The organism is Qiania dongpingensis (assembly GCF_014337195.1).
Taxonomy (GTDB): domain Bacteria; phylum Bacillota; class Clostridia; order Lachnospirales; family Lachnospiraceae; genus Lientehia; species Lientehia dongpingensis.
Genome location: NZ_CP060634.1, coordinates 2382640 through 2404920 on the forward strand (window position 1 = coordinate 2382640; position 22281 = coordinate 2404920).

Consider the following 22281-nt stretch of genomic DNA (forward strand, 5'->3'; position numbering starts at 1 on the left):
AAAAGAGGGATCGTATGGACAGAAACATACTTTTAATTGTAGATGACGTGGAGCTTAACCGGATGCTCCTTCGGAATGTCTTTGAGGGAGAATATACTATTCTGGAATCTGAAAACGGCGAGCAAGCGCTTTTCCTGATGAAGCAATATCAGGATTCCATTGCCGCAATTTTACTGGACATCGTCATGCCCGTAAAAGACGGTTATGAAGTGTTGGAGAGCATGAAGCAGGCGCAGCTGACGGACAAGCTCCCTGTGATCGTGGTCACCAGCCGGGATTCTTCGGATGATGAAGTGCGGGCTTTTGATTTGGGCGCTGTGGATATTGTGGCCAAGCCCTTTGAGCCCCATGTGGTCAGCCGCCGGGTACATAACGCCGTGGAACTGAGCCGGCACCGGGAGCATCTGGAACAAACGGTGGAGGAACAGGCGGCCAGCCTGCAAAAATCCACAAACATATTGGTGGATGCACTTTCCTCCGTGATTGAGCACAGAAGTGTGGAGTCTGGGCAGCACGTCCTCCGCATCCGGACGTTTACCAAGGTGCTGCTGGAGGATGTTATGCGCAGCTATCCGGAGTACGGCCTGAACGAACAGGAAATCGCCATGATCTCCAGCGCGGCGGCACTCCATGATGTGGGGAAGATTGCTATTCCGGATATTATTTTGAATAAGCCGGGGAAACTCACCGAAGAAGAATTTGAAATAATGAAGACCCATGCGGAAAAGGGTGGAGAGATTCTGTCGGTCCTCAATCCCATCCACGATAAAAAGTATCTGCAGTATGCCTACAATATCTGTATGTACCACCACGAGCGATGGGATGGCAGCGGTTATCCGGAGGGGCTCAAAGGGGAAAACATCCCTATCTGCGCCCAGGCGGTCGGCGTGGCGGATGTCTATGATGCGCTGACTACACAGCGGGTGTATAAGGGTGCATATACACCGGAGACAGCATTCAGTATGATTTTAAATGGTGAGTGCGGGCAATTTTCCCCCAAACTGCTTGAGTCTTTCAAACATGTTTTTCCGACTTTCATTCAATTGACCTATCAGTATGCGGATGGCGCTTCTCCCAAAGCTACATTTTCGAAAGAGAAACCGGCCGAAAAGAAAACAGTTGTAAACCCTACCACGTTGGAGCTTGGGCAGTTGAAATATTTTGCTATGCTGCGGTATGAAGGCGCTACCGTAATTGAAGCAGATGTGGACACAGGCGTTTACCATATTACCTATAAGCAGAATAGTGATTTTGATATGCTTAGCACAGACGGGTCATTTTTTGATGTCTATAATGAGTTCATCCTGCACTGTACCCATCCGGACGATCAGGTGGGCTTTGATGCAAAAACATATTTTTATGATTTTATAGCCAGCGGCAGCCTGGCAAAGACACGCCGTTACCGCATCCTCCGCGGTGCGTCGGGAGATTTTGCGTGGTATAAAGCAACGTCTCTGCGAATCACGGCGGACAACCCGGCGATTCACAAAATCATGATCATCTGGAAAGAAGCGCCGGAGGAGCCGCGCGATACACCGGAGCAAAATATCGCCCGGCTGCCCAACGAGGCCAATGCGCTGGTAGCCGCGATGCAGTGCGCCTACGATCAATATGGCACGATTATGAATATCAACGACGGTTTCATGGCCTTGCTGGGTTACAGCCGGGCAGAGCTTATATCTCATTTCCAAAATCATTACATAGAGCTGGTTTGTGCGGAAGACCGGGCAGCCATGCTGAAAAATGTCCACAGACAGCTCAGCAGAAAAAATGTCTTTGAAACGGAGTACCGCGTTCAGACCAAAGGCGGCCGCATTCTTTGGGTTTTGGACAAAAGCCAGCTTTTGACAAAGCCGGATGGTACGGAATATATCAATACGATTCTGACCGATATCACCAAGACTAAACAGGAACAGGAAGAACTGCGGCTGAGCATGGAGCGGCATCAGATCATCATGGAGCAGTCCAATGACATTATCTTTGAATGGGATATTCGAAAAAACAAGATCTTTTATTCCGCGAACTGGGAAAAGAAATATGGATATACGCCTATTTCTGAAGAAATCGATTTGTATATTGCAAACTCATCCCATATTCATCCGGTGGATGTTCCCGCCTTTTTAAACCTGATGCACAGCGTCTCCTCCGGCGCACCCTATGGGGAGGCGGAGCTGCGCATTGCGAATGCGGACGGACAATATATCTGGAACCGGCTGCGCGCCACCACCCAGTTTGACCAAAGCGGGAAGCCAGTTAAGGCCGTAGGCGTGATCTTGGATATCGGCGCGGAAAAGCAGCGGGTTCAGGATCTGATCGACAAATCTGAGCGCGATCCCCTCACCCATCTGTTTAACCGGGAAGCTACCGAGCGCAGGATTCAGCATATTTTTGAGAAAGCGGAGCCGGACTGCAAATCCGCCATGATGATCATTGATCTGGACAATTTTAAGATGGTGAACGACACCTTTGGGCACCTGTTTGGCAACGTGGTATTGGCGGAAGTTGCCGCGCAGATGCGGCTGATGTTCCGTCCGGGCGATATCCTTTCCCGCATCGGCGGCGACGAGTTTCTGGTCTACATGAATGATATTTCCAGCAAAAATGGGCCCTGCATTCGGGCGGGGCAGCTCATTGAGGGGATTCGGGGCGTTTTGCGGGAGAAGCTGGGCAGTTTTATCCTGTCCTGCAGCATAGGACTTGCTTACTTTCCAGAGGACGCCCGTGATTTTCAGAATCTGTTCCACTGCTGCGACCAGGCCCTGTATCAAGCAAAAGCCCAGGGGAAAAATCGGTATGCGCTCTATGACAAAGCTATCATGGAGCAGTGGGGAGACTCCCCTGGGCATCCACGGATGATCGCAACGACCCGGATTGAATCCAATGAGACCTATGAACAGGATACCGTGGAGACGATCCAGCAGGTTTTCCGGGTATTGTACGGGGCGATGGATATGGAACAGGCAATACAAAGCGTCCTTTCGCTGTTGGGGCAGAAGTATCAGGTGAATCGCGCCTATCTGGTAGAAAGCGTGGAAAAAGGCAGCCAGGAGAAGGCAATCTATGAGTGGTGCGCGGATGGGACGGTCCCGCTGAAGGAGAAATTTCCGCATCTGCCGTATTACGATGTTCAGGCCACCAATCATCTGCTTGACGCCAGCGGAATCTTTAACTGCCCCGATGCTGATATGCTGCCGGAGAGAGAACTTGAGCTGCTTCGCGCCCGCAGCGCCGAGGCTGTGCTTGGCTGCGCGTTTTTTGACGGTACGGAGTTTACGGGTTTCATCGGGTTTGACAGTGGGAGGAAAAGGCGGTGGACACAGGGACAGATCAGCGTTTTGAGCTTTTTATCGGAATGGCTGTCCGCTTTCCTCATTAAGAAGCGCGCGCAGGACAGTCTGGCAAACCTTAGTCAAAATCTTTGTTCTCTACTGGATGCACAGAGTTCCTGGATTTATGTGGTGGACCCGGATACCTATACGCTCAAGTACCTCAATGCACAGGCACAGCGTTTGCTTCCTGGCGCTGAAGTCGGCACGCCCTGTTATGAGGCGCTTTTTGGGCGCGGTACGCCCTGTGAGCGGTGCCCGATGAAAGAAAAACTGACCTGCCCGGAGAGAGCGGAGCAGATGGAGCTTTATAATTCCAGGTTAAAGATTTGGAATCTGGCGGAGGCATCTACTATAAAGTGGGACGGTGCGGACGCTTGCATGATCGCCTGTCAGAACATCACCAGATATAAGGCGTAGAGAGCGCATATGTGACAAAGCCGGTCGGAGGAATATAATATGGCCGCAAATTTTGAAAGAAGAGGTAAGTAACCAGATGGAAGCGGGGGGAACAGCAAAATGAGAGAACGCACTGAGCTTGAAGCAGCTTTAGCTGCCGAGTTGGGAATGTATCGGGAAATCGCTGATGAAGCGGCCGACACCCTCTGCGTAGTGGAACAGAAGAGCCATGAGATCCTCTATTTTCATGAGGCAAAAAAGTTAATTCCCAATACGGACGGCTGTGTTGGGAAAAAATGCTATGAGGTGTTTCATGGACGGGCAACGCCTTGCCCATTCTGCACCCTCCGGGATGGAGTGCCTGGAGAGGACAGAGAGGTGGAATCCACCTGGAGCCAGCGGCTCTATCGCATCCATAGCCGGGCGACGAATTGGAATGGAAAACCGGCCTTCATCCAGCTCCTCCGTGATGTGACCGAGGAGGAGGCGGAACGGCAGAAGAAAAAACGGCTGGAAGAATACTTTCAAACGCTGGCGGACAGCCTGCCCGGCGGTGTGAGCGTAGTACGCCGCCAGAAAGACTGGACCATCACTCCGGAATATTTATCATCCGGCTTTGCGGATATGACGCATACTTCGTTGGATCAGGCCTGGGAAACCTACAGGCAGGATGCGCTGGGCGGCGTCCATCCGGACGATGTGGAGCGGATCAAGGCGGAACTGGAAGAGGCGTTTGCCAACATAGACCGCCACTATGAACTCACCTACCGCCTGCTGGACGGCACAGGCGGATATATATGGGTTAGCAATACGCTGACGATGCTGCCTGACGAGGACGGCGGCCTGCGGCAGTACTGCTATATTCGGGATATTACAAAAGAACGGGAAGAACAGGAGCGGACCAGGGCGCAGTATAAAAAGCTGATCCTGCAGCATTATCAGGAGCCGGGAGAGAATACGCTGGTGCTTGGGCACTGCAACATCTCACAAAATAAAATTCTGGAGATCAATGATTTTACCAGTTCAGGTTCCATGAAATCCCTTGGTATGGACCGGGAGTCGTTCTTTACAGCCATTTCACAGATGATCGTGGACGCTGGAGACCGGCAAAAATTTTTGGATCGGTATCTCTCCGCTCCGCTGCTGGAGGCCTACCGCCGAAAAGAATTGGAGCAGAGCTTTACCTGCCTGACCCAATTTCCAGGCGAACGAGTGGGACGCTATGCGCAGTATAAGGTGAATCTGGTGGAAGATCCGGACAGCGGGGACCTTACCGGCATCCTGTCCGTAACCGATATTACGGAGCAGATAGTGGCCGATTTGGTGCCGCAGCGCTTATCGGATACCGGCTATGACCACATCCTTGTTCTGGATATACCCAGTGATCGCTGCACGGTGTTTGCCGGCGACTGGCATGCGGCCCGTGTGCCGTCGTCTCGGGGCGGCGATTATACCCAGTGGAAGGACCGCCTGCTGGAAAGCTGCATCCTGCCAAAAGATCGGGACACATATCGGAAATATTTGAATACCGATTACATAATGGGACATTTGAAAGAAAACGGTGCGTTTAGCTTCGATTATTCCATGGTGGATGAGGATGAAAATATTAAAGTCAAGCGCATGACCGTATTTGCGATTGACCTTCGGCTGGGCAGGGTGGGACTGTCCCAGATGGATGTAACGGAAACAGTCAGAGAACAGCAGAGCCTTTTAAATATGCTGGCTTACACTTTTGAAATCGCCTCTTTTATTGATATCAGTACGAAGCGAATGGTCATGCACACGCGCGAGACGGTGCTGGAAGATCTCTCTCCCTTGACCTTTGAGGACTGTGATTCTCGCATTCAGGCCGGTTTGGCCCCCTACAATACGGCCGGACAGAATATGGACGAGGTCCGGCGGCGGTTTCTGTTGGATACCATACTGGAGCAATTAAAGGAGCATCCCTTGGGCTATGATTTTGTATGTTCCTATCAGGGAGAAGATAGTCTTCAGTACAAAAAGATCAATATCCTGTGGGGCGACCGGAATCATCGAACCGTGTGCATCGTGCGTGCAGACGTCACGGAAATGCTGGCGGAGGAACGGAAAAATAAGCAGAAGTTGGAAGATGCGCTTTCTCTGGCCAAGCAGGCCAGCCAGGCTAAGACTGATTTTTTCTCCACCATGAGCCACGATATCCGCACCCCAATGAATGCCATCATGGGTATGACGGAGTTGGCGCTTAGCCGTCCGGAGAACCCGGATTATGTAAAAGAATGTCTTGGGAAGATTTCTCTTTCCTCCAAACATTTGCTGAACCTGATCAACGATGTTCTGGATATGAGCAAGATCGAACACCGGGAGATGGAGCTGAATCGGGAATGTCTCTCCTTGAACGAACTGGTGGAACAGGTTTGCACAATGGTCAGGCCCCAGGCGCTTGAAAAGCATCAGCAGTTCTATGTGAAAATCGGGACTATCTCTCATGAATACTTCTATGGGGACGGCTTGCGGATTAATCAGATACTGATCAACATTTTGGGCAATGCAGTGAAGTTTACGCCCGAAGGCGGCCAGGTGGATTTCCTGGTGGATGAACTCCCTGCCGTGAACGGTGCGCATTACCAGTTCGTAATCAGGGATACAGGCATGGGAATGTCGCCGGAGTTTCTTGCCCGTGTTTTTGAGCCCTTTGCCAGAGGTATGCGTGTAAGCCGCGTCCAGGGTACTGGCCTGGGGCTGAGCATCACCAAAGGTTTGGTGGAGCGGATGGGCGGAACGATTTTTGCAGAAAGTCAGGAGGGCAAGGGTTCCCTGTTTCAAATTGATTTGGAGTTTGAAGCGGGAACCGAAGCCCCGGCGGGCATAAACGAAAAAGAGCATCCGAATATCCCTGAAAAAGCTGCAGATATTCTGGCAGGGCGCTACTTTCTGGTTGCGGAGGACAATGAAATCAACGCAGAGATTCTGCAGAGCCTGCTGGAGATACATGGCGCCGGATCACAATTGGAAACAGATGGTAAAAAAGCAGTAGAGGCATTTTGGGCGAATCCGCCGGGGACTTTTGACGCCATATTGATGGATATTCAGATGCCGGTGATGAATGGATATGAGGCGACCCATGCCATCCGGGAACTGACCCGGGAAGATGCCGGCACGATCCCCATCATCGCCATGACGGCTAACGCCTTTGCCGAAGATGTGCAGACCGCGCTGGAAGCGGGGATGACCGCCCACGTGGCCAAACCCATTGATCTGGATGTGCTGAAAACGACTCTAAAAAACGCGCTGTTATAAAAGCTGAGGCTTGAGGAGCGCCAACTGAGGTGACTATATGATAAAACATCAAATACAGAGAGGCGTCCGCCGCCTTGCCGCAGTTTTTCTATCGGCGTTTCTTGTGGTATCTCTTTTCTCTCCCCGCGCGGCCGCGGAGGAGCCAGAGGAAACTGTCCTGCGGGTGGCCTTTCCCAACGCGGAGGGGTACACTTCTCTTTCAGCGGATGGCTCGCCCGCCGGCGTGGTAGTGGATTATCTCAACGAGATTTCCAAATACACCGGCTGGAAATACGAATATGTCTCCACGAGCAATGCGGTGGGCGACTTCCAGGATGGAAAATTTGATCTGATGGGCGGAACCTTTTACAGCGAAAGCCTGGAAGACATATTTGCCTACCCGGATTATAACTGCGGTTATACAGAGGCAAAGCTGATGGCCAGGAAGGATGACGCCTCCATCCGCAGTTATGATACGGGGACGCTGAACGGCAAGACCATCGGTGCGTATGACCGTTCCACTGAGAATATCCAGCGTCTCAAAGACTGGCTGACCATGCAGGCTCTGGACTGCGAGATTCGCTATTACAGCCGTGATGATCTCGAAAATGGAAATCTATACAATCGATTAGAGAGTGGAGAGGTGGATCTGCTGCTGGGCTATGGCACGGATATGCCGGACACCCTGTACGCGGCGGCGTCCTTCGGAGGTCAGGCCCATTACATTGTCACCCAGCCGGATAACCAGGAAATATTGGATGGGTTGAATATGGCGCTGGAGCAGATCTATGCTGCGGACCCGGAATTCTCGGAAAAAGAGCAAGTGAAAAACTTCGCGGACCATATGACCGGATATGCGGTATTAACAGAACAAGAATTGTCGTACATCGCGGAGAAAGGCACCGTTACCGTAGCGGTCCCGGATAATTGGCACCCCCTGTATTGCGTGGACATCGACGATTATCATGAAGGCTTTGTGCCGGACGTATTAAAGAAAGTGACCGAGTATTCCGGCCTGCAATTCACCTATCTTCTTTGCGACTCCTATATGGATGCGATCACTATGGTACAAGAGGGAAAAGCCGATATGCTGGGCTTTTTCCTGGGCACGGGAGAAAGTGCGTCCGATCATGATTTGGCCAGAACGACAGCCTATGCCGGTCTTTCCCCGATTTTGGTCCGAAATAAAAATGTCACCTATCCCTCGGAGGGCCGGGTATGCGGCGTGATGACCGGCCGAAGCAAATCAAAATCTGTGGTTGCGGAGGAAATCGTATATTACGACAGCGTCGAAGAGGGATTAAGCGACGTCAACAGCGGGAAAATTGATTTTTTTTATGGGATAGGCGCCCATATAGAAAATATCATTCGAACGGGAAATCTCACCAATGTGGTTCAGGTGAGCCTGCCAAATAACAACACGGAGATCAGCTTTGCGATTTCCAAGCCGGTGGACTCGCCGCTGTTCTCTATCTTGAATAAGGCCGTCAACAATTTGTCGGAATCCGAAAAAGAAGCGATCAGCAGCTTGAATATGGTTTCCATTGGGGACACCCATATCACATTATCCGGCATCGTTGCCTCCAATCCCCAGTTGGCAATCACGGTAGTACTTCTATTTTTGGTGCTGACTATACTTTTGGTGAGCCTTTATTTTTATTTCCGGCTGCGGTCCGCTAAGATGCGGTTGGGATTGGAAAAAGCGGAGGCGGACAGCCGGGCCAAAACCGATTTTCTCTCCCGCATGAGCCATGAAATCCGCACACCTATGAACGCCATTGTGGGATTGGCCGATTTGACAGAAAGGCTTCCGGATCTGCCGGAAAAGGCACAGCGTAACCTGGGAAAAGTCAAGGCCTCCTCCCATTACCTTCTGAGCCTTATCAACGATATTTTGGATATGAGCCGTATTGAAAGCGGGAAAATGACGCTCAACTGTGCGCCTTTCTCCATGGATGAGCTGCTGGATAATATTGAAAGTATGCTGGCGACGGACGCCGAACGCCGTGGTTTAGTATTTCAGATAGAGAGCAATGTGCGTGCGGAAACGTATCTGGGCGACAATGTCCGTTTGAGGCAGGTGATTTTGAATCTGCTGTCCAATGCGTTCAAATTTACAAATGAGGGCGGCAGCGTTACGCTTCGTGTAGATGGCGTACCCGCCGGCCAGACTGGTCAGGAGCTGACGGTCCAGGTGATAGATACCGGCGTGGGAATCGCCCCCGAAAGCCAGGAGCGTGTGTTCCAGAGCTTTGAGCAGGTGGGAACCAGCACCTCCAAGAGCATGGGAACCGGCTTGGGACTTCCCATCAGCCGAAGCATCGTGCGGCTCATGGGCGGTGATCTGCTTTTGCAGAGCGAACCGGGCCGGGGCAGTACCTTTTATTTTACGATTACCCTTCCTTTTGGGGAGCATAGTCAGCAGCCTGAGCTTTGCCAAAAAACGGACATGACTCTGCACGGTATCCGGATTCTTTTTGCGGAGGACAATGATCTGAATGCGGAGATCGCCATGGAACTTTTGGGAGCCCAGGGAGCCGATATACAGCGGGTGGAAAACGGGAAACTGGCGGTGGAACGCTTTGAAGCAAGCACTTCCGGAGAATTTCAGGCAATTCTCATGGACATCCAGATGCCGGAGATGAACGGGCTGAATGCAGCAAAAGCCATCCGAAGCCTGGACCGGCCTGACGCCCAAATGATACCGATCATTGCAATGACTGCCAATTCTTTTCAGGAAGATGTAGACGCGGCCCTGGCGGCAGGTATGTCGGGCTTTGTATCAAAGCCAGTGGATATCAATGTGCTGTTCCGTGAACTGCACAGAACCATTCGGGCAGCGGAGAAGTCATAACTTTAGTAGATTCACGGCGCTCCTTGATATCTTCAGCCACTTTGAAAGGATACACCTCCACATGAACAACTACATAGTCAAGTCATTGGGGACTATGTATCTGCCGTATGTGTTCATTATGCTTGGCTTATACTCTGGGCTGCGCCGAGAGGAAATAAGTGAAGGCTACATCCATATCCGAATATGCGATTGCCGACAGAGAGGGAAGTCCTCTGTCGGATTCGCAGTTTCAAAGGGTGTGGCAGCATTTTCAATGGAAGCTCCATTGAAACGCAGACAAACGACAACACAGAGTTCACCGGCGGACAGCTTGTGGTCCATGCGTGAGATCAGCACGTTTGTCTCCATGGGAGGCACCAGAACGCCTGTGTGTGAATTGGTTCTACGCAGGCGCTTCGTTCCTGGCTCCGTGAGGAATCCATTAGTTTACAAAAAACGGAAGTAGTACGTAAGAAACAGGTATGATATAATCGTCCTATAGGAAAGATACAAGGGGGACAGGATGGATCAATACAGACAGGATTGCCCGTGTAAACGAAGAAAATGCTCTTATCATGGAGACTGCGCCGCTTGCAGGACGAAGCATGAGACAGCGAAGAAAAGGTGTCCGGTGGCATGTGAGCGCCTGGCGGCGTCGGAGGATAAGAAATCTCGGAAAAAACAAGAGAATCTTTCGGATCTTCTTGACTGTAAACCGGGTTTATAGTGTACGATTCAGGCAAACAGACAAAGGACGGTGACTCATATGACGATTAAAGAGGTAGAGGAGCTGACAGGGCTGTCTCGTTCCAATATTCGCTTTTATGAAAAAGAGATGCTGATCACGCCGGCCAGGAACGAGGGGAACGGTTATCGGGATTACTCGCCGGAGGATGTGAAGGAGATCAAGAAGATCGCGTTTTTGCGCAGTATCGATATTTCGGTGGAAGAAATACGGAGCCTTAAGTCTGGCAAGAGCCGGCTGCCTGAGGTTCTGCGGCGGCAGGAACAGAAGCTGAAAGACGGGATACAGGGGCTGGAGCAGTCCAGGCACATATGTGAACAGATGCTCAAACGGCAGGAAAGCGGCTATGAAAGCCTGGATGTGGAACAGTATGTAGAGAATCTGAATGGATATGTGGAAAACAATAAGGAGAAATATGGTTCGGATACGGTATCATTTTTCTACCTATGGGGAAGTTCCGCAGTCTGGGCAGTACTCACGTCTCTATGTCTGCTGGCTGCTGTATGCTCGTACTCTATGCTTCCGGAAAAGATTCCTATCCAGTGGAATGGGGAGGCAGCGACTACTCAGATGGCCAAAGAATTTATCTTTTTGTATACGGCGGCCTGCGGTGTGATTCGTTTTTTCCTGAGGCCATTCATCTGGAGGAGCTTGAGGCTGAATGGCTTTTACAGCGATATAGCGTCAGATTATCTGGCTAATTTCCTGTGCTTTGTGGCGCTTTCGGTGGAAATCTTCACGATTTTGTTCTGTCTTGGGCATGCAAAACATGTGTCTATGGTATTGCTCATAGACGCTGCGGTATTTGTCATCGCATCCCTGGCGGCATGGCTGCGCTGCAGGCAGTACCAGAACACGGCGGAATAAAGCGGGGATTTGGAACGCCGGACAGCACTTGACTGAAAAGTGTATTTTTGCTATAATGTGTTTCGTTCATCGGAGGGTGGCCACTCGAAAGAAGTGTTCAGCCGGATAAGATGGCAGGCTGGGATGCCTGCTGTTTTATCCGGCTTTTTGTTCTATAAGGGAGTAAATTTGTTCATTCATACCTTTGAATATCTTTAAAAAACGTATCTTTATAACCAGATGAGACAGGAGGAAATCCGATTCCATCCAGGCGGCTTGCTGGCAGCCATAACCAGCATCTTTACGGCCTCCAGTCGGTCCTTTCCAACTGACTTGGATAAATCGATATTTATCCATGTCAGATTCCAATAAAAACCTGCATGAGATTCGGTTTTTACCTCCCTGCGGCCGGGAAAATCCTGCTAACGGCTTTGCGGCGCTCACCTTACGATGGAATCGGATCGTTCCTCCCCGGAATTTCTGCCGGTGTTTAACTGGAGCTCATTCGGAGCTTTCCAAGAAAGATTCCAAAAAGTATTTTGTATCATAGAACTTAGGAGGAATGGAAGATGCAGAGGAAAAAGAATCAGAGAGACAAGGAAGTGAGAACCGGACAGAACGCCGGATTTACAGAGGGAGGAATCTTGGCGCCGCTTTTCCGGTTCGCGATGCCGGTGCTGTTTGCGCTTCTATTACAGGCGATGTACGGGGCCGTTGATCTTCTGATTGTCGGGCAGTTCGGTACTGCCGCGGATGTTTCCGCAGTTTCTACGGGAAGCCAGATCATGCAGACCATCACTTCGGTGGTTACCGGGCTGTCCATGGGGACAACTATTTTACTGGGACAGAAGATTGGGCAGAAGAAGGAAGAAGAGGCTGGAAACGTCATAGGTAGTGCCGTTTTTATTTTTTCCGCTCTGGCCGTTTTTATCACCATAGTCATGTCGGCGGCAGCGGTTCCTTTTTCTGCTTTTATGCACGCTCCGGAAGCAGCGTTTGATAAAACTGTGGAATATGTGAGGATATGTTCTGCAGGTTCTGCATTCATTGTGGCTTATAATGTGCTGGGAAGTATTTTCCGGGGAATGGGAGATTCCAAAACGCCTCTGTATACCGTTCTTGCGGCCTGTGTAGTCAACATTGTGGGGGATTTCCTGCTGGTGGCCGTATTCCGCATGGCGGCGGCAGGAGCCGCCATTGCGACAGTGGCTGCCCAGGCGGTCAGCGTGGTCTTGTGCCTTCTCCTTGTGAAAAAGAAGGGACTGCCCTTTCGTTTTACAAGGAAGAATCTTCTCTTTCGGAAAGAGGTGGCAGCAAGGACACTCCGGCTGGGATTTCCCATAGCTCTTCAGGACGGGCTGGTGAGTCTTTCCTTTCTTGCCATTATTACGATCGTGAATTCTCTGGGCGTCATTCCGTCGGCAGGAGTCGGCGTGGCAGAAAAGCTGTGTGTGTTCATCATGCTGGTGCCGTCCTCCTATATGCAGTCCATGTCCGCATTTGTGGCGCAGAACATTGGGGCCGGGAGAAACGACAGGGCAGTTCGCGCCATGGTCTACGGGATGCTCACATCCTTCGCATTTGGAGCGGTCATGTCATATCTCTCCTTTTTCCATGGAGAGTTTCTGGCCGGTATGTTTGCGAGAGACGCGGATGTCGTTGCCGCTGCTGCCGATTATCTGAGAGCATATGCCATCGATACTCTGCTGGTTTCGTTTTTGTTCTGTTTTATCGGGTATTTCAATGGGAGGGAAAAGACTACCTTTGTCATGGCCCAGGGCATTGTGGGAGCGTTTCTGGTCAGAATTCCAGTATCCTATATCATGAGCCGGACGGAACACGCATCCTTATTCCGGATCGGCCTTGCCACGCCTGTTTCCACGGTTCTTCAGATTAGTCTCTGCCTGGCCTATTTCTTCCATATAAACAGGCGAAGTAAGAGGACGTGGTGACGATAGGGAGGATATGTGGTAAAATAGGACATAACAGAAGACTGATTATGGATAAGAAGGTAATGGGACAGATGAAAGAGAACGGAGAAGAATACAACAAAATAATTACTATACCCAATATGATGAGCTTTTTCCGGCTGGCTCTGCTTCCGGTATTTGCCTGTATCTACCTGAATGCAAAGACAGTCAGAGGCTATCAGGCGGCGGCCCTTGTGCTTTTTATTTCCGCCCTGACCGATATGCTGGACGGAAGGATCGCCAGAAAATTCCATATGATATCCAGGCTTGGAAAGGCGCTGGATCCCATTGCGGATAAGCTGACCCATATTGTGGTCGTATTCTGCCTGTGCAGCAGATACCGGCAGGTATGGATCCTGCTGATAATACTTGCGGTAAAGGAAAGCTTCATGGGCATCATGGGGATTATCTACCTGCGTAAGGGCAGGATGCTGGACGGCGCGCATTTTTTTGGAAAGGTCTGCACAACGGTCCTGTTTGCAGTACTTTTGGTGCTCGTATTCCTGCCTCAGTTGTCCGTCCTTTGGGTCAACGTATTGGCAGCGGCGGCATGCGCCGCGTGTCTTGTGACTTGGGCCCTTTATATCCCCGTGTTTTGGAAAATGAAGGATAAATGATCTGCAGCGGGCTGGTGTTAAAAACCGCCCGCTGCGAGTGTTTTTAATCTTCTATCCAGTATTTGACTGCCCGCATCAGAAAATCCGCACAGCCTTTTACTTCTCTGTCATAATAGTCCTTGAACCGCTCGTCGAGGACGTACATGTCTGTGAGGCTTTTATGCATTCTGGGAGAATACTTTTTCCAGGTATAGCTCAGCCAGTCACGGTGCAGGAAGGCGGTCTCACGGCCGGCTTCACTTTCGGGCTTTATGCCGGAACGTACGGCCTCCTCCAGCCGTTTTCGTATCGCTGTTTCCAAATCCCTGAACTGTTCATACTCTTTCTCGGACAATCCGAGGATTTTTTGATTGTATGAATTCACTTCCTCATCTCCGTATTTTTCTCGGATCTCTTTTCCATAGGTTTGTTCATTTTTATCGACCAGATCATTTTTAAACGCTTCAAATTTCATGGTGTCATCCATCTTACTTTCTCCTTTCATTGTGGCAATGGTAAGCTTCACAGTCTGAATCAAAGTGTCGAGCCGTTCCTTCTGCTGAATCAGGGCGGACAAGTGTCCGTCTAATGCTTCCAGGATGTCAAAATCCGGCTGGCAGATGATTTCCTGGATGGTTCCGAGTTCAAGGCCTCGTTCCCGGTAAAATAAGATTTGCTGCAGCAGTTCCACCTCTTTTTCTCCATAGAAACGATATCCTGATTCCGCCGTCCGGCAGGGCCGCAGAAGCCCGATTTCATCGTAATACCGCAGAGTTCTGGCGCTGATGCCTGCCAGTCGGGACAATTCATGGGTATTGTATTCCATTTTTATCACTCCTTTCAGCCTGTGTCTTAATTCTATCAGCTGACGCCGCGTCAAAGTCAAGAGTTTTATTTCATATTAATATATCAACTGAAGGTTGATTCATTCAACCGGAATCAACTTTCATTCCCTTGTACTTCTACGTAAGCTTCTGTATACTGTTAATGAAGAGGTGAAAAATATGAGGGAGATCCATTTATCTAGGAAGATAGTGGAAGAGCGTCACAAAAAAGGTATCGGGCAGGAGGAGCTTGCCTCATACATCGGTGTATCCAAGGCCGCGGTCTCCAAATGGGAAAATGACCAGAGTTATCCGGATATCACGCTGCTTCCCAGATTGGCAGCTTTTTTTGATATCAGCGTGGATGAGCTGATCGGCTATGAGCCCCAGATGACAAGGGAAGATATCAAGGAGCTTTACCGCCGGCTGGCCGTGAGATTTGAAAAAGAATCATTTGATCTGGTGCTGGAGGAATGTGAGGAGATCATAAAAAAATATTATTCCTGTTATCCTCTGCTTTTACAGATGATAACCCTTTTGCTGAATCACGCGGGAATCGCAGAAGAACCGGGGGCCGTTCTTCACAGAGCGCTGGAGATCATTGAACGGGTGGAAAAGGGGAGCGACGATGCCGATGAAAGAAAAACAGCCTTGACTATGAAGGCTTTGTGCCATCTAATGCTCGGACATCCGGAGAAGGTGCCGGAATACATCGGAGAACATATACGGCCTTTTTCTCAGGATGCAGAGCTTCTGGCAGAGTCGTATCGGGTACAGGGCCGTGTCAGGGAAGCGGAAGAAATCCTCCAGGTCTGCATGTATCAGCATCTATTGTACCTTGTGGGAGACGCTGCCGTCAGCATCGCAGGGACATCTGTCAAGGATGAAAGAATCGAGGAGATGATACGGAGGACCGTGAAGCTCGGAGAGCTGTTCCAAATGGAGCGTCTGCATTGGAACGCCATGATTCAGTTATATATGTCCGCTATTGTGTATTATGCTGCCACAGAGAATAAAGAAGAAGGCCTGGCTATGCTGGAACGATACGGAAGATGCTGCTATTCTCCCGGATTTTCACCAATCCTCCATGGCGACAGTTATTTTGATCAGATCGACGGATGGCTGAAGGAGGAATTGGAGCTGGGAATACAGGCTCCGCGCAGCGAAGTCATGATAAAAGAGGCATATCTGAAAGGAGTCACGGAAAACCCATATCTGGACCGGTGGAGAAACGAGCCACGGTATCAGAAAGTCGTGAAGGAAATGAAAAAGAATTCAGGAGGTAAAACGATATGAAGGTGTTATTGGAAAATCTTCCGTTATTGATGCCGCTCATCGTCATTGAACTGGTTCTCATGGCAACAGCTTTGATCCATATTTTCAGGCATCCGAATTACCGGTTTGGAAACCGGGTGGTCTGGATTCTGGCGGTGGTTTTCATTCAAATAATCGGGCCGGTCGTATATTTCCTTTTCGGAAGAGGAGAAGAAGAATGAACGCATTGAAAATTCTAAACTTAAAAAAGAGCTTTGGTGCTAATATGGTGATAAATGACATGTCCCTCGAGATCCCAGAACATTCAGTCTTTGGGTTTTTAGGACAGAATGGAGCCGGTAAGACGACTACCATGAAAATGATACTGGGATTTTTAAAGCCGGACGCCGGAAGAATAGAGATATTCGGTGAGCCGGTGGCATATGGGAAATCCGGTACAAATCGTTATGTGGGGTATCTGCCGGATGTGCCTCAGTTCTATTCTTATATGAGGCCCATGGAATATCTGAGGCTTTGCGGGGCTGCGGCGGGAATGGAGCCGGAAGAGACAGAAGCGGCAGGAACCCGGCTTTTGGATATGGTGGGTCTTAAGAAAAATGGAAAGAAGATCGGAGGATTTTCAAGAGGGATGAAACAGAGACTTGGGATAGCCCAGGCCCTGCTCCACAGTCCGAAGCTTCTCATTTGTGATGAGCCCACGTCGGCGCTCGACCCGGTGGGAAGAAAAGAAATTCTTGAGATTCTGGAGCAGGCCACGGAGAAGACTACGGTGCTCTTTTCCACTCATATTCTTTCTGATGTAGAGCGGGTCTGCGACCGAGTCGCCGTGCTCCATGAGGGGAGGCTGGCGCTTTGCGGGACGATGGAAGAGATTCGGACGGCTAAAAAGAGCAGCGGCATCTATGTGGAATTCCGGAAAAAAGAAGAGTGGAAAAAATTTCGGGAGCTGCCGGAGCTCAGCCATATATTCGTCCATGCGGAAGCATCCGGAAGAGGGGCGGCCATCCGAACTGCCGATGTGGACGGAACAGGGAATGAGATCCTGCAGGCGCTTGAATGCCATGGACTGGTGCCTCTAAAGTTTGAGATACAGGAGCCGGGGCTGGAGGATTTGTTTATGGAGGCGGTATTATGAGGGCATATGGAGCATTTATGAAAAAAGAGTTCTTGGAGCTTTTCAGGACCTACAAATGGCTGGTGATGGGGCTTGTATTCTTATTATTGGGGATCATGTCGCCTTTGGCGGCCAAGTTTCTGCCGGAGCTCATGAAAGAATTCATGCCGGAAGGAATGCAGATCGCTCTTACTGAACCGTCGGCATTGGACGCCTGGGCACAGTTTTTTAAAAATGTCACTCAAATCGGGCTGATTATTTTGGTTATTTTGTTCAGCGGAAGCATGGCTTTTGAATACGGGAAAGGGACTTTAGTCCCCATATTGGCGAAAGGAATGCCCAGGAAAACAGTGATTCTTGCTAAGTTCACGGCGGCTTCCGCGACCTGGACAGGAGCTTACCTGCTGAGTTTTCTGACCGCCTGGTTTTATGCCTGGTATTTCTGGAGGGGAGGGGCTTGGAGCGCGGCACTTCCATTTTCCGTATTCTGCCTGTGGCTGTTCGGTGTTTTACTCGTTGCCGCCTCTCTGTTCGGAGGCGTTCTGTTCGGTACGATTTATGGCAGTCTTCTGTTTACCGGAGGGATCGTCGTCCTTCAGTTTCTTCTTAATATGGTACCTAAGGTTGGAAGGTATCTGCCGGTGAGTTTGGCCTCTCAGAATATGGCGCTTCTTCAGGGGACTGCCGTACCTGCAGATTTGGCGTGGGCTGCAGTGACCGCGGCGGTTTTGACGGTTCTTTTCTTATCCGCCTCCTGTTCTGTGTTCGGGAAAAAACAGATTTAAAGAAAACAGCAGAATACGCGTATAAAAAATGTGTGGATAGGATTGACAAAATGGGATATCCTCGGTATTATCAATATGTTGCACGCGTTAAAAAATAGACAAAAGCGCCGAATCGCGCATATGTGAGAAGGAGGCATATTCATGCTTAAGGGAAAGGTAGCGGTTGTTACAGGAGGAACGAGGGGAATCGGTTATGCGACCGTCAAAAAGTTTCTGGATAATGGGGCGTCGGTAGTCCTGTGCGGTTCCAGGAAAGAGACAGTGGACAAGGCGCTGGAAAAGCTCAAGGCAGAAAACAGCAGTTATGAGGTGTCCGGTGTGTGGCCCGATCTGGGAAATTATGCTGAGGTGGAAGAATGCTTTAACCAGATAAAGGAAAGGCTTGGAAAGATTGATATTCTGGTCAACAATGCAGGTATTTCTGCAATGGGAAGCATCTATGATTATAAAGAAAAGGATTTCAAGAAGATTATGGAGCTCAATGTGGAAGCAGTGTTTAACTGCTCCAAAGCGGCCGCAATCCATATGAGAGAGCAGAAGAGCGGAGTGATTCTGAATACCAGCTCCATGGTTAGCCTCTACGGACAGGCGTCCGGCTGCGGTTATCCGGCTTCCAAATTTGCCGTGAATGGTCTTACGAAATCTCTGGCGAGAGAGCTTGGCAAAGATGGTATCCGCGTAAATGCAGTAGCTCCCGGGGTGACCAGGACCGATATGATGGACGCTGTGCCGGAATCAGTGATAAAGCCCCTGATCGAGACCATTCCTCTCAAAAAAATAGGAGAGCCGGAGGACGTGGCGAACGCATTCTTGTTCCTGGCCAGCGATATGGCGGCATATGTGTCAGGAGAGATCCTGTCCGTGGACGGAGCTGCAATGAGCTGAGCCTGTCGGGCAGAAAATTGATACCTTATCACGCGGAGTGCGCCTGCCCGGAATCTTTCTGCCAGCGAGCCGCCTGGATGGAATCGAATTTCCGCCTGCCTCATCTGGCTATAAGGATACGTTTTTTGAAAGATATGAAAAGGGATGTCCTCGGGCATAAATTGACAAAAGCCGGGCTGTGCGGTATGGTAGAAGAAAATGGATTCTTCTGGAAGTGAAGGATCTCGGAAATGGGGGTTTTTCATGAATCATAAAGCAATGTATAAGATCAGCTACGGCCTTTATGTTCTGACGGCGAGAGAGGGAGAGAAGGACAATGGATGCATCATCAATACGGCTGTCCAGGTCACCACGTCTCCAAACCGCGTCTCCATTACGGTCAATAAGCAGAATAAGACCCATGATATGATAATGGCGACGGGACTCTTTAATGTGTCCTCGCTGACGGAAGAGGTCCCTTTTTCTGTGATTAAGCATTTCGGTTTTCAGAGCGGACGGGATACGGAGAAGCTCGAGGAGTGGGAAGGGGCCATGAGAACGGAGAATGGACTGTATGCCATTGCGAAATATACCAATGCTTACATATCGGCCAAGGTGATGGATTCCATCGATCTGGGCACTCACACCATGTTCCTCGCGGATGTGACCGATGCGCAGGTATTCAGTGAAGTGCCTTCTCTGACTTACGGCTTCTATCAGAGCAATATAAAACCCAAGCCGGAAAAGACGAAGAAGACCGGATACCGGTGCCGGATATGCGGATACGTATATGAAGGCGAACCGCTTCCGGAGGATTTTGTCTGTCCGATCTGCAAGCACGGGGCGGCAGATTTTGAAAAAATTGAGTAATGGAAAGAGCGTCACGCCGAATGTCAGGCGGATGATGATTTTTAGGCGGACCGGCTTTTGAAAAGCCGGTTTTTGCTTTGACTGGACGAAGAAAAAGAGATACAATAGAGAAAAATCATGGTGGGGAATCCCAGGCAAAATCAGGAGGAGATTATGACATATCAGGAAATGTTGGAAAACGCGCGTACCTGTATTGGAGAATATTGTAAGGCATGTCCTGTATGCAACGGAAGGGCATGCAGGAACCAGATGCCCGGTCCCGGAGCAAAGGGCGCCGGGGATACGGCAATCCGGAATTACGATAAATGGCAGGAGATCCGTGTGAACATGGATACGCTCTGCCCCAATGATCCGGTGGACACCGGGCTGGAGCTTTTCGGGAAACATTTCCGGTTTCCATTTTTTGCCGGACCTGTCGGCGCCGTGAATCTTCACTACGGAGATGCATACAATGACGAAAGCTATAACGAGGTTTTGGTATCGGCCTGTGCCGCTTCGGGAATCGCTGCGTTTACCGGTGACGGGACGAATCCGGCTGTGATGAGGGGAGCCACTGCGGCCATAAGCCGAGCGGGAGGCGCGGGCGTCCCCACGGTGAAGCCCTGGAACCTGGAAACAGTATTGGAGAAAATGGATGCGGTGACGGCTTCCGGGGCCTTTGCCGCGGCCATGGATGTGGATGCGGCGGGACTTCCTTTTTTGAAAAACATGACTCCTCCTGCCGGAAGGAAATCCGTAGAAGAGCTTAAGAATATCGTGGGTTTCTGTAAGGGAGTGCCTTTTATCGTAAAAGGCATTATGACAGTAAAAGGAGCTCTTAAGGCGAAAGAAGCCGGTGCGGCAGGCATTGTAGTTTCCAATCACGGAGGGCGTGTGCTGGATCAGTGTCCTTCCACGGCAGAGGTTTTGGAAGAAATCGTCAGGGCTGTGGACGGCTCCATGAAAATCTTTGTGGATGGGGGAATCCGTTCCGGAACAGACGTGTTCAAGGCTCTGGCCCTGGGGGCCGACGCGGTCATCATCGCAAGGCCGTTCGTCACGGCGGTCTATGGCGGCGGCGCGGAAGGTGTGGCGGCCTATGTGGATAAGATTGGTTCAGAATTGGCGGACACCATGTCCATGTGCGGCGCTTCTTCCCTGGAGGATATCACCAGGGACATGATATGGAGTCCGGGGAGATAGTTGGAAAAGGATGGTCATAAAATGCGGAATCAGTTGACGAGTAAAGATGTGGAACGAATCGAGGAAGAGATCGAGTACCGGAAACTGGTAGTGAGGAAACAGGCTTTAGAGGCGGTGAAGGAAGCGCGGGCTCACGGGGACCTGAGTGAAAATTTTGAATACCATGCGGCAAAAAAGGATAAGAATCAAAATGAGAGCCGTATCCGTTATTTGGAGAGGATGCTCAAAACATCAGAGGTGGTGCCGGAAGATTCAAAGGACGACGAGGTGGGCCTGAACAATACGGTCAGACTTTACTTTGAAGAAGATGACACGGAGGAGACTTATAAGCTGGTCACTTCTGTGCGGGGGAATTCCCTGAAGCATTACATTAGTACGGAGTCTCCCATCGGGAGGGCCATTTTCGGCCATAAAGTCGGAGATACCGTACATGTCAAAGTGAATGACAATTATGGCTATGACGTAGTGATCCGCTCCATAGAGAACACGGTGGACGACGGGACGGATAAACTGCGGAGCTTCTGATGCCAATACAGAAAAGAAAGGTTATAGACATATGGATATACTGATTGGGATCATGATACCATTCATTGGGACGACGCTGGGATCCGCCTGCGTATTTTTCTTGAAAGACAAGATACGGCCGGGGATACAAAAGGTTTTGCTGGGATTCGCTTCCGGCGTGATGGTAGCGGCTTCCGTATGGTCATTGCTGATTCCTGCCATAGAGCTTTCAGATGATATGGGAAAGTTCTCTTTCGTGCCGGCGGCTGTTGGCATGCTGATCGGCATGGCGTTCCTTTTGCTCCTTGACAAACGGGTACCGCATCAGCATCTGGAATGCAATACGCCCGAGGGACCAGTCAGCAGCTGCAGAAAGAGTACGATGCTGATCCTGGCAGTGACACTTCACAATATCCCGGAGGGAATGGCTGTAGGCGTGGTATTTGCGGGGCTTTTGTCGGGAGAGAGCGGCATCACCATGACCGGCGCTGTGGCTCTGGCCCTGGGGATGGCGATTCAGAACTTCCCGGAAGGAGCCATCATTTCCATGCCCCTGAAAAGTGAAGGAGGCGTCAGCCGCTGGCGGGCGTTCCTCATGGGAAGTCTTTCCGGAGTGGTAGAACCGCTGGGAGCGGCGGCCATGATCCTGCTGGCTCAGTATTTTGTGCCGGTCCTCCCTTATCTGCTGGCATTTGCTGCGGGAGCTATGATCTATGTGGTGGTAGAAGAACTGATTCCGGAGGCCTCGGAGGGAGAACATTCGAATCTGGGTACTATGGGATTTGCGATTGGTTTTGTGCTCATGATGATCCTGGACGTGGCTCTGGGGTAGAAGGTTTAAAACGAGAAAAGAATCGGACAGGGGAGCAATTGAGAATCTTTCTCGGTTA

18 protein-coding genes are annotated in these 22281 nt (G+C 50.3%); 16 read left to right on the forward strand and 2 right to left on the reverse strand.

Features of this window, described 5'->3' with window-relative positions:
• The first annotated feature begins 14 nt into the window (after positions 1-14).
• From H9Q78_RS11140 to H9Q78_RS11160, 5 genes are all read left to right on the forward strand, one after another.
• Complete coding sequence (locus tag H9Q78_RS11140; protein WP_249301742.1) at positions 15-3746, forward strand: diguanylate cyclase domain-containing protein; 3732 nt, start codon at positions 15-17, stop codon at positions 3744-3746.
• A gap of 99 nt (positions 3747-3845) precedes the next feature.
• Positions 3846-7004 (forward strand): hybrid sensor histidine kinase/response regulator, encoded by a 3159-nt coding sequence (locus tag H9Q78_RS11145; protein WP_249301744.1) that lies wholly within the window; start codon positions 3846-3848, stop codon positions 7002-7004.
• A gap of 37 nt (positions 7005-7041) precedes the next feature.
• Positions 7042-9837 (forward strand): ATP-binding protein, encoded by a 2796-nt coding sequence (locus H9Q78_RS11150; RefSeq protein WP_249301746.1) that lies wholly within the window; start codon positions 7042-7044, stop codon positions 9835-9837.
• Between the two features lie 502 nt (positions 9838-10339).
• The gene (locus tag H9Q78_RS11155; RefSeq protein WP_249301748.1) at positions 10340-10543 is read left to right on the forward strand and encodes a hypothetical protein; all 204 of its coding nucleotides are present in this window, start codon (positions 10340-10342) and stop codon (positions 10541-10543) included.
• Positions 10544-10582: 39 nt separating this feature from the next.
• Entirely contained in the window at positions 10583-11428 is an 846-nt protein-coding gene (locus tag H9Q78_RS11160; RefSeq protein WP_249301750.1) for a MerR family transcriptional regulator, read from the forward strand.
• Positions 11429-11563: 135 nt separating this feature from the next.
• Here H9Q78_RS11160 and H9Q78_RS11165 read toward each other — a convergent pair whose 3' ends face one another.
• A complete protein-coding gene (locus tag H9Q78_RS11165; RefSeq protein ID WP_249301752.1) occupies positions 11564-11764 on the reverse strand; it encodes a hypothetical protein in 201 nt (66 codons plus the stop codon).
• A 212-nt stretch (positions 11765-11976) separates the two neighbouring features.
• Here H9Q78_RS11165 and H9Q78_RS11170 point away from each other — a divergent pair, with 212 nt between their 5' ends.
• Together H9Q78_RS11170 and H9Q78_RS11175 are read left to right on the forward strand one after the other, a co-directional pair.
• Positions 11977-13359, forward strand: coding sequence for an MATE family efflux transporter (locus H9Q78_RS11170; RefSeq protein WP_249301753.1), 1383 nt, complete (start codon positions 11977-11979; stop codon positions 13357-13359).
• Between the two features lie 47 nt (positions 13360-13406).
• Positions 13407-13994, forward strand: a complete 588-nt coding sequence (locus H9Q78_RS11175) for a CDP-alcohol phosphatidyltransferase family protein (RefSeq protein WP_249301754.1) — start codon at positions 13407-13409, stop codon at positions 13992-13994.
• A gap of 43 nt (positions 13995-14037) precedes the next feature.
• Here the strand turns inward: H9Q78_RS11175 and H9Q78_RS11180 are convergent, their stop codons facing one another.
• Positions 14038-14799 (reverse strand): MerR family transcriptional regulator, encoded by a 762-nt coding sequence (locus tag H9Q78_RS11180; protein ID WP_249301755.1) that lies wholly within the window; start codon positions 14797-14799, stop codon positions 14038-14040.
• 178 nt (positions 14800-14977) lie between these two features.
• Here H9Q78_RS11180 and H9Q78_RS11185 point away from each other — a divergent pair, with 178 nt between their 5' ends.
• The 9 genes from H9Q78_RS11185 to H9Q78_RS11225 all read left to right on the forward strand — a co-directional run bounded on the left by H9Q78_RS11185 (position 14978) and on the right by H9Q78_RS11225 (position 22223).
• Positions 14978-16093 carry a helix-turn-helix domain-containing protein gene (locus H9Q78_RS11185; protein ID WP_249301756.1) on the forward strand — a complete coding sequence of 372 codons (1116 nt, stop codon included), beginning with the start codon at positions 14978-14980 and terminating at the stop codon, positions 16091-16093.
• Complete coding sequence (locus H9Q78_RS11190; RefSeq protein WP_249301757.1) at positions 16090-16293, forward strand: PLD nuclease N-terminal domain-containing protein; 204 nt, start codon at positions 16090-16092, stop codon at positions 16291-16293. The genes H9Q78_RS11185 and H9Q78_RS11190 overlap by 4 nt, the downstream gene beginning before the upstream one ends.
• Positions 16290-17207, forward strand: coding sequence for an ABC transporter ATP-binding protein (locus H9Q78_RS11195; protein WP_249301759.1), 918 nt, complete (start codon positions 16290-16292; stop codon positions 17205-17207). Before H9Q78_RS11190 ends, H9Q78_RS11195 begins: the two co-directional genes overlap by 4 nt.
• Entirely contained in the window at positions 17204-17971 is a 768-nt protein-coding gene (locus H9Q78_RS11200) for an ABC transporter permease (RefSeq protein ID WP_249301761.1), read from the forward strand. The genes H9Q78_RS11195 and H9Q78_RS11200 overlap by 4 nt, the downstream gene beginning before the upstream one ends.
• 141 nt (positions 17972-18112) lie before the next feature.
• Entirely contained in the window at positions 18113-18856 is a 744-nt protein-coding gene (locus H9Q78_RS11205; RefSeq protein WP_249301763.1) for an SDR family NAD(P)-dependent oxidoreductase, read from the forward strand.
• 243 nt (positions 18857-19099) lie between these two features.
• Positions 19100-19705 carry a flavin reductase gene (locus H9Q78_RS11210; RefSeq protein WP_249301765.1) on the forward strand — a complete coding sequence of 202 codons (606 nt, stop codon included), beginning with the start codon at positions 19100-19102 and terminating at the stop codon, positions 19703-19705.
• Between the two features lie 153 nt (positions 19706-19858).
• Positions 19859-20887 carry an alpha-hydroxy-acid oxidizing protein gene (locus H9Q78_RS11215; RefSeq protein WP_249301767.1) on the forward strand — a complete coding sequence of 343 codons (1029 nt, stop codon included), beginning with the start codon at positions 19859-19861 and terminating at the stop codon, positions 20885-20887.
• A 21-nt stretch (positions 20888-20908) separates the two neighbouring features.
• Complete coding sequence (gene greA, locus H9Q78_RS11220; RefSeq protein WP_249301770.1) at positions 20909-21412, forward strand: transcription elongation factor GreA; 504 nt, start codon at positions 20909-20911, stop codon at positions 21410-21412.
• A gap of 31 nt (positions 21413-21443) precedes the next feature.
• A complete protein-coding gene (locus tag H9Q78_RS11225; protein WP_249301771.1) occupies positions 21444-22223 on the forward strand; it encodes a ZIP family metal transporter in 780 nt (259 codons plus the stop codon).
• Positions 22224-22281 lie beyond the last annotated feature (58 nt).